We start from the raw sequence: 13,652 nt of genomic DNA on the forward strand, positions 1-13,652 counted from the left end.
AACTGTGGCCGAAAGGGCGTGGTGACGTCCTGTGATGATGTGCATACTCGTTGGCGGGACGATTGCGGTTGCAACAGGTGGGGGTTCGGTGCTGCGCATCCATTTCACTGGAGTGGACCTGGCAGGGGTGCGGATGGCCGCCAGACCAGACGCTTTGTGGGAAACCATTCTCAGCTTTCACCGAATAAGAGACCGGCGCGGCGCCGTGGTCTTCGGTGAATGGCGAAGGGAAACCCGGGCGCGGTTGAATGGTGAAACGCGGCTGCTCGCTGCACTGATACCGGCCCGCGGCTATTTCCCGGACTTTCTGACGCCGAGCGAGGGCCTGCAAGGCATGGACACGGCTCTGGACGCGCTGCGCGGGACCCCGCGGGAGCGGCTGCGGTCCGAGCTTTCCCTGCTTGCCGCGGGCCGCCATCTGCCCGGCTGGCTGCGAGCCCTGTCCGAGGGCGGCGTACAGCCGCTCGGCCGGCTCCTCGGTGCCCTGCGCAACTACCACCGGGCGGCCATCGAGCCGTACTGGACGCACATCCAGACCCAGGTGGAGTCGGAGCGTGCCGTGCGCGGCCGGGCGCTCCTGGACGGCGGCGCGGACGAACTACTGGCGTCGCTGCCGCCCATGCTGCGCTGGCGGGCGCCGGTACTGGAGGTGGACTACCCGGTGGACCGGGATCTGCGGCTGGACGGGCGGGGGCTGTTGCTGCAGCCGTCGTTCTTCTGCCGCCGGACCGCGGTGACCCTGCACGACCCGGCGCTGCCGCCGGTCCTCGTCTATCCGGCGCAGCACTTTACGGCGCCCGACCGGGCCGACCCCGGCCAGTCCCTCGGCAAGCTCGTCGGCCACACCCGCTCGGCCGTCCTGCGGGCCGTCGGCAACGGCGCCACCACCAGCGAACTCGCCCGCCGGGCCGAGGTGTCCCTGGCCTCGGCGAGCCAGCACGCGTGCGTACTGCGCGAGGCCGGGCTGGTCGCCACCCTGCGGCACGGCAACTCCGTCCTGCACACGGTGACGCCGTTGGGCGCCGCCCTGCTGAGGGGCGGCGCCACGATGGGGGTCTCCACCGGTTAGGGGCCGGCGGGCTGTGCCTGCCACTTGCTGCGGCCTGGCCGACCCTGCGGGCTCCCCGCCCGAGGAGCGGCCGGAGACTCTTCCCGGGCTAGGCGCGGAAGGGCCCCGTCACCTCGTAGGTGATGCCACCCGACGAACTACCGCTCGCACCACGCTGGCTGGAGAAGTAGAGCCGCGAGCCGTTGGGGGAGAAGGCCGGTCCGGTGATCTCCGAGCCGGACTGTCCGGAGATCCGCAGGAACGGCGCGACGACGTCGTTCGGCGTGATGATGCAGATCTCCATGTTGCCGCCGTCCTCGGCCACGAACAGGTCGCCGGAGGAGGAGCCGGTGATGTTGTCCACGCCGGTCAGCGGGGCAGCGCCGCCGGGGACCAGGGAGTCGTCATAGGCGAGTTCGTAGGTGCTGTTCTGCAGGTTGAGCTGCCAGACGCGGTTGTCACCCTTGGTCGTGAACCAGACCGTGTTGTCGGCGTAGTGACAGCCTTCGCCGCCGTTGAACTTCTTCGAACCGGAGACCTGGCTGCGCGTGACGGTCGGAGAGCCGTCGGGGTCGGGCACCGTCGCCCAGGTGAACGAGCCGGACGTGGCGGTGCCGGCCTTGAGGACCTGGAGAGTGCCGGAGGAGAGGTTGCCCCACGTGGTCGGGATGAACCGGTAGAAGCAGCCGCTGGTCTCGTCCTCCGTCATGTAGATGACCTGGCGGACCGGGTCGGCGGCCGCGGCCTCGTGCTTGAACCGGCCCATGGCGTCACGGCGGGTACTGGTGCCGCCCCACGGGTTGGTCTCGTAGACGTAGCCGAGCGACACCTCCTCGCAGGACAGCCAGGTGTTCCACGGGGTCGCGCCGCCGGCGCAGTTCTGGCGGGTGTTGGAGAGGATCCGGTAGGCGCCGGTGACGGTGCCGGAGGAGTTGAACTTCACCGCACTGGCGCCGCCGCCGGGGTTGATCTCCGAGTTGGAAACGTAGATCCAGCCGCTGCCGTCCGCGAAGCAGGCGCCGCCGTCAGGGGCGTTGTGCCAGGTGTACGAGGTGCCGGACACCGTCTGTCCGGAACGGGCGATCACCCTGCTGGTGAACCCGCTGGGCAGCATGATGCCGTTGGCGTCGGCCGCGCCGAGCGGGCCGTACGGGCTGGGGCCGGGCTGGGCGGGCGCCGCGTAGGCCGCGCCGTGGGAGAGCGTGCCGCCGAAGACGGCAGCCGAGGTACCGATCACTGCTGCGCGCAGGAGGCTGCGACGTTCCATGGTCACTCCAGAGGATGGAGGTGGCCCCGCGTGCCGGACAGCTACGGGGTCGCGCGCTACGGGAACCTAGAAGTCGCGAATAGACGGGGCAGCAACAACCGGTGAAGCGGAGAAGTCCGTCCGGGTGGGGTGCGGTTCCAGCACATGGCCGCCATCCGCTTGTGAGGATCGGGGCGATCGGCAGTGGGACCGACAGCGTGACACTGGCTTCCCGAGCATGACAAAACACCTGATGCGACTGCTCGTCGCGTCACTGGCCGGCCTGACTCTTGTCCTCTCCGGCTTCACAGCTGCGCACGCGACCACCGAAGATCACCATTGAGGACTTGAACGTCTTCGGCAACACCACTTGGACCACGCCGGGCCCGTTCTACGCCTGAGCACCCGCTGCGCCCGCAGCCCGCCCCAGAACCTCACCGCCCCGGCCGCACACCGTGAGACCGGGGCGGTGAGACCGGGGCGGTGAGACCGCGGCTGCCGGAGACGGCCGGAAGCCGCCGGAAACTATTTTCCGACGAGCGATGAGTTCCGCAGGGCGCCAGGGTCTACCTATCGAAAGCGCCGCCACCCGGCAGGCGAACGAGAGAAGAGAGACGGCTCATGCCCACGATGATCTTCGTCAACCTCCCGGTCAAGGACCTCGAGACCACCAAGGCGTTCTGGAGCAAGGTCGGCTACTCCTTCAACGCACAGTTCAGCGACGAGAACTGTGCCTGTCTGGTCATCAGCGACACGATCTACGCCATGCTTCTCACCGAGCCGCGCTTCAAGGACTTCACGAAGAAGGAGATCGCGGACTCCTCGAAGACCACCGAGGTCCTCCTCTGCCTGAGCGCCGAGAGCCGGGCCAAGGTCGACGAGCTGGCCGACGGCGCACTCGGGGCCGGCGGCTCCGAGGCGAGCGAGCCCCAGGACCACGGGTTCATGTACGGCCGTTCCTTCCAGGACCCGGACGGCCACATCTGGGAGGTCATGTGGATGGACCCGTCCGCCGTGGAGCCGCAGGGCTGACGGGCGGCAGGGTCCACCGCACCCGCCACTACGGGGGGCTCACACCCCGAGCCCCTCGTAGGCCACGCCCGCCGCCCATTCGGCCGTCAGGCTGCTGCCGCCCGGCGGCATGTGAAGACCTGGACGGACAGTGACTCGTCGTCCAGGCAGCGCCCGGACTCCAGGTCGAAGCGCTGCTTGAGCAGCGGCGAGGCGACGAACGGGCGGCCGTCCCGGGAGCCCAGCAACCCGCGCGAGAGAACCTGCGCCCCGGTGAACGGGTCGCGGTTGGCGATCGCGTGAGCCCGCCCCGACCGGTCCAGGAAGACCGCCGCCTGGCTGCCGTCCGGGAGCAGCGCCGCCACGCCCCGGCCCGGAGTGAGCGCGGACAGTTCGCAGACCGTGAACCAGTCGTCCTGCAGCATGAGTTGGAGAGTCATCGTGCCGTGGTCCCTTCGAGCGTGCGGACGGGTATCACCGGGCCGGACAGCACCGTCAGGTCCGGCTTGACCTGGTCGCGCTCCGGTACGAACCGCACCGACGGGTCGGGTGCGTCGGGCGCGTTGACGAAGGAGACGAATCGGCGCAGCCGGTCCGGGTCGTTGATCGTCTCGGCCCATTCGTCGCGGTAGTGGGCCACATGGTCGGCCATCTGCGCCTCGAGCTCGGCGCACAGCCCGAGCGAGTCGTGCACGATGACGTCCCTGAGGTGGTCGAGGCCGCCCTCCAGGCGCTCCAGCCACGTCGCGGTGCGCTCCAGCCGGTCCGCGGTACGGATGTAGAACATCAGGAACCGGTCGATGAGCCGGACCAGCTCGGCGTCCGACAGGTCCTGGGCGATCAGGTCCGCGTGGCGCGGAGTGGCGCCGCCGTTGCCGCCGACGTAGAGGTTCCAGCCGCTCGCCGTCGCGATCACGCCGAAGTCCTTGCTCTGCGCCTCCGCGCATTCGCGGGCGCAGCCCGAGACCGCGGACTTCAGCTTGTGCGGCGCCCGCAGTCCCCGGTAGCGCAGCTCGAGATCGATCGCCATGCGTACGGAGTCCTGGACGCCGTAGCGGCACCAGGTCTGCCCCACGCAGGACTTCACGGTGCGCAGCGCCTTGCCGTACGCGTGCCCCGACTCGAACCCCGCGTCCACCAGCCGGGTCCAGATCAGGGGGAGCTGTTCGACGCGGGCGCCGAACAGGTCGATCCGCTGGCCGCCGGTGATCTTCGTGTAGAGCCCGAAGTCGCGGGCCACCTCGCCGATCACGATCAGCTTGTCCGGAGTGATCTCACCGCCGGGGATGCGCGGCACGACCGAGTAGGAGCCGTTGCGCTGCATGTTCGCCAGGAAGTGGTCGTTGGTGTCCTGCAGCGCGGCCTGTTCGCCGGCCAGCACATAGCCGTCGGCGCCGATCGTCGGCGCGAGTGAGGCGATGACGGACCCGACGGTCGGCTTGCAGACCTCGCACCCCTCGCCGCCACGGGCCCCCTCGCGCCCGTGGCCGTCCAGCAGCTCGGCGAACGAGGTGAGGCGCAGCGTGCGGACGATCTCGTACAGCTCGGCCCGGGTGTAGGCGAAGCAGCCGCACAGCCCCTTGTCGACGCTCACGCCCTGGGTCTCCAGCTCGTCGTTGACGAGGGTGGTGAGGACCTTGACGCAACTGCCGCAGCCGGTACCGGCCTTGGTGCACTTCTTCACCTCCGGCACGGTGGTGCACGCGTGCTCGGTGACCGCTCCGCGGATCGCGCCCTTGGTGACGTTGTGGCAGGAGCAGATGACCGCCTCGTCCGGCAGCGCGGCCGGGCCGAGCGCGGCCGGGGCGCCGATCCCCGCGGGGAGCACCAGTTGCTCCGGTGACACCGGCGGGACGGAGCCCGTGAGCGGGCGCAGCATGCCGTACGCATCGGCGTCACCGACCAGCACCCCGCCCAGCAGCGTCCCGTCCTGGCCCACCACGAGCTTCTTGTACACGCCCGAGCGGGAGTCGGAGTAGACCACGTCCAGGCAGCCGTCCCCGGCCCCGTGCGCGTCACCGAAGGATGCGACGTCCACGCCGAGCAGCTTGAGCTTGGTCGACAGGTCCGCCCCGGTGAAGGATCCGGCCGACCCGTCGAGGGCGCCCGCGACCGTCTCCGCCATCTCGTAGCCGGGCGCGACCAGGCCGTACACCCGGCCGTCGGCGGCGAGGGCGCACTCCCCGATCGCGTACACATCAGGGTCGGAGGTCCGGCACTGCTCGTCGACGGTGATTCCGCCACGCTCGCCGACCGCCAGGCCGCAGTCCCGGGCCAGCTGGTCGCGCGGGCGCACACCGGCCGAGAAGACGACGAGGTCCGTGGCGACCGTCGAACCGTCCGACAGCCGCATCCCGGTCACTGTGCCCGTCTCCGGGTTGGCAAGCACCTCCTGGGTGCCCACGCCCGTGTGGACGGAGAGCCCCATCGACTCGATCGTGCGCAGCAGCGCCGCGCCGCCGCCCTCGTCGACCTGGACCGGCATCAGCCGGGGTGCGAACTCCACGATGTGCGTGGCCAGGCCGAGCCCCTTCAGCGCCCCGGCCGCCTCCAGGCCGAGGAGGCCACCGCCCACGACGGCGCCGGTGGCGCTGTCCTTGGCGTACTCCTCGATCGCGAGCAGGTCCTCGATGGTCCGGTAGACGAAACAGCCCGTCGCGTCCTTGCCGGGGACGGGCGGTACGAACGGGTACGAGCCGGTGGCCAGGACCAGGGTGTCGTACGCGAACACCTGCCCGGCGCGCGAGGTGACGGTGCGGGCCGTGCGGTCGATGGTCTGCGCGGGGTCGCCCAGATGCAGTTCGATGCCGTGCCGCTCCATGAAGCCGGCCTCGACGAGGGACAGGTCGTCGGGGGTGCGGCCGGCGAAGTAGGAGGTCAGCTGGACCCGGTCGTAGGCGGGCCGGGGCTCCTCGCAGAGCACCACGACGCGGGCCCGCTCGGTCACCCCCCGGTCGGCGAGCGCCTCCAGGAAGCGCTGGCCGACCATTCCGTGGCCGACCAGGACGATCGTCGGAGCGGACTGGCTGGACTGGGCGGACATCAGGAGCCTCCATCGTTGGTGAGCAGGTGGAGCAGCGGATTCGCCGGGGAATCCAGGAGCGGCTCGTCGCCCTCCCAGGTACGGGCGAGGGCGCCGACGGTGCCGAGATCGCCGAGCAGCACGCCGCCGACCAGGCGGTCGCCGCGGACGACGACCTTGCGGTATGTGCTGCGGGTGGCGTCGGCCAGGTGCAGGACGTCGTCCCCGGGCAGCGGGGTCGTCTCGCCGAAGGCGGCGAGGTCGAGCGGCCGCGGGTGCGGATTACGGCCGGGGTCCGTGTCCGGGCCGCCCGGATCGGCGTGCGCGAGGGTGAGCCTGGTCAGCGCGCGGGTGCCGGAGTAGCGCGGCGCGGTGGCCGCGGGTGCGGAGGTCAGCAGCCGGGCCAGGACGTCGGCCTGCTCCAGCGCCGGGCCGGCCAGGCCGTACAGCGTGCCGGCGTGTTCGGCGCAGTCGCCGATGGCGCGGATGTGGGGGTCGGACGTACGCAGCTCGTCGTCGACGACGATGCCGCGTCGTACGTCGAGCCCCGCGGCCAGCGCGAGGCCGGTCCTCGGCCGGACTCCGCAGGCGAGGACGACGAGATCGGCGTCGAGCGCGTACCCGTCGGCAAGCTCGACGGCCGAGACGACCCCGGCCCCGGGCCCCGCGCCGCTCGGGCGCGTGCCCGTCCCGGCCCCCGCGGGCTCGCAGCGCAGGCCGCGGACCCGGCATTCCGTGTGGACCTCTACGCCCAGCCCTTCCAGGTGGGTGCGCAGGAGCGCCGAGGCGGCGCGGTCCAGCTGCCGTTCCATGAGGTGCTCACCCTGCTGGGCGAGCACCACCTGCGCGCCGCGTTCCGCCAGCGCCCGGGCCGCCGACACCCCGAGCAGCCCGCCGCCGATGACGACGGCGCGGGTACCGGGACTCGCGGCGGCGGAGAGGGCCACGCAGTCGTCCATCGTGCGGAACGGGTGGACGCCGGACGGCAGATCGCGGCCGAGACCGCGCAATGGCGGCAGGACCGGGTTCGACCCGGTGGCCAGGACGAGCGTGTCGTATCCGACGACGCTGCCGTCGTCACACTGCACCACCTTGTCGGCGCGGTCGACCCGGACCGCCCGCACCCCGGCCCGGAGCGCCGGGCCGGGGGAGGGCAGGGCGATGACGTCGGGCCCGTACCGGCCCGCGAGGACCTCGGCGAGCAGCACCCGGTTGTACGGCGCGTGCGACTCCTCGCCGAGTACGGTTACCGCCGTGCCGGGAGACGGCGCGAGCTGCTGGGCGAGCCGGGCGCCCGCCATCCCGCCGCCGATCACCACTACACGTGTTTCCGAGGTCATGCCAGCAGCCTGCGGCGCGGCTGTTTCCCGCCCGCATCCCCACTGTTTCCCGCGGGGAACGCTGCCCTCAGCGCGGGGCGTCCCGGCATGTGAGGGCGGTTCGCCGCCCAACCTCAGATGTGGCTCAACTCTCCCGGGATCGATGGACGGCACACGTAACTGGTCCATAGGGTCGCGATCGTGCCTGACATATCGCTGACCATGATCGTCGTCCTCTGCCTCGCCGCGGCCGTGGCGGGCTGGATCGACGCAGTGGTGGGCGGAGGCGGGCTGCTGCTCCTCCCGGCACTGCTGCTCGGGCTGCCGAACGTCCCCGCCGCCCACATACTCGGCACGAACAAGGCGGTGGCGATCGTCGGGACGTCGGGAGCGGCGGTCACGTACGTACGCAAAGCGCCCGTCGACGTCAAGATCGCGGTACGGATCGGGCTCGCCGCCCTTGCCGGTTCGATGACCGGCGCGTTCTTCGCCGCCGGGATCAGCAGCGAAGTGCTGCGGCCCGTCATCATGGTCGTGCTGCTCGGTGTCGCGGCCTTCGTGATGCTGAAGCCCGCCTTCGGTTCAGCCCCGGCCACGGGGCCCGCCACCCGGCAGCGGGTCGCCGCCGCGATCCTGCTGGCGGGCGTCGGCATCGGCTTCTACGACGGACTGTTCGGGCCCGGCACCGGCACCTTCCTGGTCCTGGCGCTGACCGCGATCCTGCACATGGACCTCGTGACGGCCTCGGCGACCGCGAAGATCGTAAACGTCTGCACCAACGGCGGCGCGCTGGCGATGTTCGCCTACCAGGGCACGGTGCTGTGGAAGCTTGCCGCCCTGATGGCGCTCTTCAACCTGGTCGGCGGCACGGTCGGCGCGCGCATGGCGCTGAAGAAGGGCAGCGGGTTCGTCCGTGGGGTGCTGCTGGTGGTCGTCTTCTCGTTGATCGCGAAGCTGGCGTTCGACCAGTGGACCGGCTGACCCCGGATCGGCCGGCCGGCGCCGGTGCGGATGCCGCGTCGACCTGCCTCCGGAAGCGAGAAGCTTCCAGAGGCAGGGACGGGGCGGTACCGGTGGACAGCGGAGGGCGTCCGGTCAGCTCTGCGTGCCGCTCGCCCGGCAACGCAGGAGCCAGGTACCGCCGACGGCGGCTGCGGCCAGAACGGCCACTCCCGCCGCGACCTGGGTGGTGTCGGTGACCTTCGTCGTACCGCCGCCGACGCCGGTCTTCATGACTCTCCGGTCCGGTGGCAGCGACGATCGGATCGCCGGTGGGGAACCTGCCTTTGCGGCAGGCGGCCCCTGTGCCGGAGGTGCCCGGCCGGATGCTGTGCGCCACGGTGAGCCGGCCGGCGACCAGAGGTGCGCCGTGTCGCTTACGTCCCATCGTGGGTGCTCCTCCGAGTGCACAGGCGATTCCGAGTGGCACAGGCGGAACCGGACCGGTCCGTGCTCCTTGTACGAGGAAACGGGCGGCACGCCGAGTGCGCATGCTGATGCTTCGTCAGATTTTGCGGCCAGGGCCCTCGTGCAGCCCCCCCTGAGCCGCGTTCCGGCAGGTCAGCGCGGTGACGGGCGGCCGACAGGCCGACCGGGCCCACTTTGCCGAACGGGTGACATGGGTGGCGCGGGCCGGCGTCACTTGCCTCAATCACGCTTCAGGTATGAAGCTCACCCCATGGCTCCGAGGCCAAGCCGGTCGGCTTCGTCTCCTACGGCGGGATCTCGGGCGGCCTCCGCGCCGTCGAGCAACTGCGTCAGGTGTTCGCCGAGATGCATGCCGTGACGGTCCGTGACACGGTCAGCTTCCACAACGCGCGTGCCCACTTCGACCAGGACGGACAGCACCGGGATCCAGCGGCCTGCACAGCGGCCGCGAAGACCGTGCTCGATCAGCTGGCGTGGTGGGCGATCGCCCTGCGGGACGCCAAGTCGGTCCGCCCCTACGGCAGCTGAGGCCTTGCGCGGTCGAGGCACCGCAGCGGTTGAGGCGTCCGGGCGGTACAACTGCCTTGCGTACGGTTCCACGCGCACAGCAGTGGACCGCCCGACCGCAAGCCGACCGCCCTACCGCCCGAGGGAGACAACCAGTGACACCGGCCGAAGGGCTGACGCCACAGTCCGACCCGATCGCACCCACCGCGCTGACGGTGCTGACCACGACCGACAGCGCCGACAAGGCGGCGGCCCTAGCGCGCGGCGCGGTGGAGGCGCGGCTCGCCGCCTGTGCGCAGATCGTCGGCCCGGTCATGTCCGTCTACCGCTGGGAGGGGGTCCTCGAGACCGCTCCGGAGTGGCAGGTCCTGTTCAAAACGACCGCCGCGCGGTACGGCGTCCTGGAGGCGCACCTCAAGGCCGCCCACGACTACGACACCCCCGAGATCATCGCGACACCCGTCGTGCGGGGCAGTGAGGAGTACTTGACCTGGGTGTCGGGGGAGACGCATTGACGTCCGCCCCACTTCCCTTCTTCGTCTACGGGACCCTGCGCCCCGGCCAGTACAACCACGACCTGTTCCTGCGCGGCCGTACGGCGGCGGCGGAGCCCGCGACGCTGGCGGGCGCACTGCTCTACGACGGGCCCGGCTACCCGTACGCGATCGAGGAGCGGGCCGACGGGGCAGCAGGAGCGGGGGCGGTGGCGGGCGACCTCGTCACCGCCGCGCCCGGCGAGTACGGCGAGCTGCTGTCCGTACTGGACACGCTGGAGGAGTTCTACGGCCCGGGTCATCCGCTCAATGTGTACGACCGGGTGGCGCGGGACGCCGTACGGCCGGACGGTACCGCGGTGCGCGCCTGGGTCTACGTCGCGGCACCACGGCTGGAGCGGGAACTGCGCCGCAGTGGTGACGTCATCCCGGGTGGCGACTGGCTCAACCGCGGTTCCGGTTCCGGGACTGGTCCCGGTCCGGATCCCCGTCCTGGTCAGGGGCCTTCGCCGGCTCGACGCGGACCGCGCACACCTTGAACTCCGGCATGCGCGACGTCGGGTCCAGCGCCGGGTTCGTAAGCGTGTTCGCCCGGCCCTCGCCCGGCCAGTGGAACGGCATGAACACGGTGTCCGGCCTGATCGTCCCGGTGATCCGCGCCGGGGCGACCGCGCGGCCGCGACGGGACACCACCGCGACCGGGTCCCCCTCGGCCACCCCCATCCGGTCCGCGAGCCGTGGATGCAGCTCCACGAACGGCCCGGGCGCGGCCGCGTTCAGCTCGGCCACCCGGCGGGTCTGCGCACCGGACTGGTACTGGGCGACGACCCGCCCTGTCGTCAGCAGTACCGGGTACTCGGCGTCGGTCTCCTCCGCGGCGGGCCGGTGTCCGACGGCCGTGAACCGGGCCCGACCGTCGTCGGTGGCGAACCGGTCCAGGAAGAGCCGGGGCGTACCGGGGTGCGGTCCGGTCGCCTGGGAAACCAGGCCGGCCCCCGCATGCACATCACCCGACGGGTCGTCCTCCGGCACGTCGAGCGACGCGTCCTCGCAGACTTCGGCTCCGCCGTCCGCGGGGTGCGGCGGCCTCTCCGGGCACGGCCAGAACACGCCGTTCTCCTCCACGATCCGGCGGTAGGTGATGCCCGAGTAGTCCGCGGGCCCGCCGGCCGACGCCCGGCGCAGCTCCTCGAAGACTTCCTCCGGGTCCGTCGGGAAGCCCTTCTCCCAGCCCAGCCGGCCGGCCAGCGCATGCAGCACCTCCAGATCGGTGCGCACACCGGGGGGCGGGGAGACCGCCTGCCTGCGGAGCAGAACCCGCCCCTCCAGACTGGTCGTCGTGCCGGTCTCCTCGGCCCACTGCGTCACCGGGAGCACGACATCGGCGAGCGCCGCCGTCTCCGAGAGGACCACATCCGCGACCGCCAGGAAGTCAAGGGAGCGCAGCCGCTCCTCGATGTGCGCGGCGCGCGGCGCCGACACCACCGGATTCGACCCCATGAGGAGGAGCGCCTTCACCTCGCTGCCGAGCGCGTCGAGGAGTTCGTACGCGCTGCGTCCGGGGCCGGGCAGCGTGTCCGGCTCCACGCCCCACACCTCGGCGACGTGCGCACGCGCCGCCGGGTCGGTGAGCTTGCGGTAGCCGGGCAGCTGGTCGGCCTTCTGGCCGTGCTCGCGGCCGCCCTGGCCGTTGCCCTGGCCGGTCAGACAGCCGTAACCGGACAGCGGCCGGCCCGCCCGGCCCGTCGCCAGGCAGAGATTGATCCAGGCGCCGACCGTGTCCGTGCCCTTCGACTGCTGTTCCGGACCGCGTGCGGTGAGCACCATCGCGGCTTCGGGCGCGCAGAACATCCGGACGGCTTCCCTGAGCTGTGGGAGGGGCACGCCCGTGATCCGCTCGACGTGCTCCGGCCAGTGAGCCATCGCGGTCGCCCTGGCCTCGTCCCAGCCGCTCGTACGCTCCCGGATGAACTCCTCGTCCGTACGCCCCTCGGCGATCACCAGATGCAGCATCCCGAGCGCGAGCGCGAGATCGGTGCCGGGTCGCGGGGCAAGGTGCAGATCCGCCTGCTCGGCGGTTCTGGTGCGGCGCGGATCGATGACGATCAGCGTGCCGCCGTTCTCCTTCAGCTCGGTCAGATAGCGCAGCGCGGGCGGCATCGTCTCGGCCAGGTTGGATCCGACGAGGACCACACACCCGGTGCGCGGGATGTCCTCGAGCGGGAACGGCAGTCCGCGGTCCAGCCCGAAGGCCTTGTTGTGAGCTGCCGCGGCCGAGGACATGCAGAAGCGTCCGTTGTAGTCGATCTGGGAGGTGCCGAGCACCAGCCGGGCGAACTTCCCGAGCGTGTACGCCTTCTCGTTCGTCAGCCCGCCGCCGCCGAAGACGCCGACGGCGTCCGGCCCGTACGTGTGCCTCGTCCCCGCCAGACCTTCGGCGATGCGCGCGAGAGCCTCCTCCCAGGTGGCCGGTTCGAGCCTGCCTGTGGCGTGGGTGCGGACCAGGGGCCCGGTCAGCCGAACCTGGGAGGAGAGCACCGCGGGTGCCGTGCGCCCCTTGCCGCACAGGGCGCCACGGTTGACCGGGAAGTCCGGCCGCTCCACCACCTCGACCACGGAGCCCGGTTGTGGACGCAGTCCCATGCCGCACTGCAGGGCGCAGTACGGACAGTGGGTCTGGATCGGGGCGGCGGCGTTCGGTGCGGGCATGGTGCCAGCGTGCGACGGCCGTGTTACGGCGACGGGCGTAACGCGTTACGCCCCCGGTACGCGGCGCTCCTGCGGCACGTACCGGTCCGGTGAGGCCGCCCCGCCCCAGCCCCGCGCCCCCGGGGTCAGTGCTCCCGCACGGTCAACGCCTCGGTCACTCCCGTCTCCTCGGGGCCGAGGAAGCGCGGATCGGGCTTGAACACCGCATCGAGTGCCGCTTTGCCGGTCGCGAAGACCTCCCGGGCGCCGCCGTAGTACCACGTCGCGTCGTGCACGGCCGCGACTCCTATCCCGTACGACTCGACGCCGGCGGCCCGGCAGAGCGCGATGGCCCGCCGGATGTGGAAGCCCTGACTGATGAGCACGGCCCGGTCCACCCCGAAGATCTTCTTGGCCCGGACGCAGGAGTCCCAGGTGTCGAACCCGGCGTAGTCGCTGACTATCCGCCCGTCCGGCACCCCGCGCTCGGTGAGGTAGGCGCGCATGGCGTCCGGCTCGTCGTACTCCACCCGTCCGTTGTCCCCGGTCACGAGTACGACCCTGACCTTGCCCGCCCGGTAGAGGCCGGCGGCGGCGTCGAGCCGGTGCGCGAGGTACGGCGTCGGTCTCCCTTTCCACAGTCCGGCCCCGAAGACCACGGCGACGTCGGTCGCCGGTGCGGTGACGGTGCTGCGCATGCGGTCGGCCGCCATGACATGGGTCCAGGTGGACGGCAGCAGCGCGAGCACGCACCCCAGCATCACGGCCCGCACGACGCGTCGTCGCCCGCGGGTGGTCTGCGGCAGACAGAGCCGCCTGACGCGCGGCAGCCGCGGCTTGCGCATAGAAGTCTCCCTGGTGATCCGGGCAGCAGCCCTCGAACGCTCAA

The 13,652-nt window shown here is 71.4% G+C and carries 12 protein-coding genes and 1 pseudogene; 6 read left to right on the forward strand and 7 right to left on the reverse strand.

Annotated features, from left to right (window positions below; all coding sequences use genetic code 11):
- The first annotated feature begins 88 nt into the window (after positions 1-88).
- Entirely contained in the window at positions 89-1,069 is a 981-nt protein-coding gene (locus AB0M62_RS25980; RefSeq protein ID WP_366076703.1) for a helix-turn-helix domain-containing protein, read from the forward strand.
- Positions 1,070-1,157: 88 nt separating this feature from the next.
- Here AB0M62_RS25980 and AB0M62_RS25985 read toward each other — a convergent pair whose 3' ends face one another.
- Entirely contained in the window at positions 1,158-2,315 is a 1,158-nt protein-coding gene (locus AB0M62_RS25985; RefSeq protein WP_366076704.1) for an alkaline phosphatase PhoX, read from the reverse strand.
- A gap of 600 nt (positions 2,316-2,915) precedes the next feature.
- Here AB0M62_RS25985 and AB0M62_RS25990 point away from each other — a divergent pair.
- Entirely contained in the window at positions 2,916-3,326 is a 411-nt protein-coding gene (locus AB0M62_RS25990; protein WP_366076705.1) for a VOC family protein, read from the forward strand.
- An 86-nt stretch (positions 3,327-3,412) separates the two neighbouring features.
- Here AB0M62_RS25990 and nirD read toward each other — a convergent pair whose 3' ends face one another.
- The 3 genes from nirD to AB0M62_RS26005 are packed head-to-tail and all read right to left on the reverse strand — an operon-like array spanning position 3,413 to position 7,667.
- Complete coding sequence (gene nirD, locus AB0M62_RS25995) at positions 3,413-3,745, reverse strand: nitrite reductase small subunit NirD (RefSeq protein ID WP_366076706.1); 333 nt, start codon at positions 3,743-3,745, stop codon at positions 3,413-3,415.
- Entirely contained in the window at positions 3,742-6,348 is a 2,607-nt protein-coding gene (nirB, locus tag AB0M62_RS26000) for a nitrite reductase large subunit NirB (RefSeq protein ID WP_366076707.1), read from the reverse strand. Before nirB ends, nirD begins: the two co-directional genes overlap by 4 nt.
- Positions 6,348-7,667, reverse strand: a complete 1,320-nt coding sequence (locus AB0M62_RS26005; protein WP_366076708.1) for an FAD-dependent oxidoreductase — start codon at positions 7,665-7,667, stop codon at positions 6,348-6,350. Before AB0M62_RS26005 ends, nirB begins: the two co-directional genes overlap by 1 nt.
- Before the next feature lie 180 nt (positions 7,668-7,847).
- Between AB0M62_RS26005 and AB0M62_RS26010 the strand changes: the two genes are divergently transcribed.
- A complete protein-coding gene (locus AB0M62_RS26010) occupies positions 7,848-8,627 on the forward strand; it encodes a TSUP family transporter (protein WP_366076709.1) in 780 nt (259 codons plus the stop codon).
- A 114-nt stretch (positions 8,628-8,741) separates the two neighbouring features.
- Here the strand turns inward: AB0M62_RS26010 and AB0M62_RS26015 are convergent, their stop codons facing one another.
- Positions 8,742-8,879, reverse strand: a complete 138-nt coding sequence (locus AB0M62_RS26015) for a hypothetical protein (protein ID WP_366076710.1) — start codon at positions 8,877-8,879, stop codon at positions 8,742-8,744.
- A 444-nt stretch (positions 8,880-9,323) separates the two neighbouring features.
- Here AB0M62_RS26015 and AB0M62_RS26020 point away from each other — a divergent pair.
- The 3 genes and pseudogenes from AB0M62_RS26020 to AB0M62_RS26030 form a co-directional block, all read left to right on the forward strand.
- Positions 9,324-9,602 (forward strand): annotated as a pseudogene (locus tag AB0M62_RS26020) (NAD(P)H-dependent oxidoreductase); the annotation flags it as partial.
- 134 nt (positions 9,603-9,736) lie between these two features.
- On the forward strand, positions 9,737-10,096 hold the full coding sequence (gene cutA / locus AB0M62_RS26025; RefSeq protein ID WP_366076711.1) for a divalent-cation tolerance protein CutA: 360 nt from the start codon (positions 9,737-9,739) through the stop codon (positions 10,094-10,096).
- Positions 10,093-10,614: a gamma-glutamylcyclotransferase family protein gene (locus AB0M62_RS26030; protein ID WP_366076712.1), complete on the forward strand. Its 522-nt coding sequence runs from the start codon at positions 10,093-10,095 to the stop codon at positions 10,612-10,614. Before cutA ends, AB0M62_RS26030 begins: the two co-directional genes overlap by 4 nt.
- Here AB0M62_RS26030 and AB0M62_RS26035 read toward each other — a convergent pair.
- Both AB0M62_RS26035 and AB0M62_RS26040 read right to left on the reverse strand, forming a co-directional pair.
- Complete coding sequence (locus tag AB0M62_RS26035) at positions 10,520-12,784, reverse strand: molybdopterin oxidoreductase family protein (protein WP_366076713.1); 2,265 nt, start codon at positions 12,782-12,784, stop codon at positions 10,520-10,522. The genes AB0M62_RS26030 and AB0M62_RS26035 overlap by 95 nt on opposite strands.
- Before the next feature lie 125 nt (positions 12,785-12,909).
- Positions 12,910-13,608 carry an ElyC/SanA/YdcF family protein gene (locus AB0M62_RS26040; RefSeq protein ID WP_366076714.1) on the reverse strand — a complete coding sequence of 233 codons (699 nt, stop codon included), beginning with the start codon at positions 13,606-13,608 and terminating at the stop codon, positions 12,910-12,912.
- Positions 13,609-13,652 lie beyond the last annotated feature (44 nt).

It is taken from the genome of Streptomyces sp. NPDC051219, assembly GCF_040682335.1.
GTDB lineage: Bacteria > Actinomycetota > Actinomycetes > Streptomycetales > Streptomycetaceae > Streptomyces.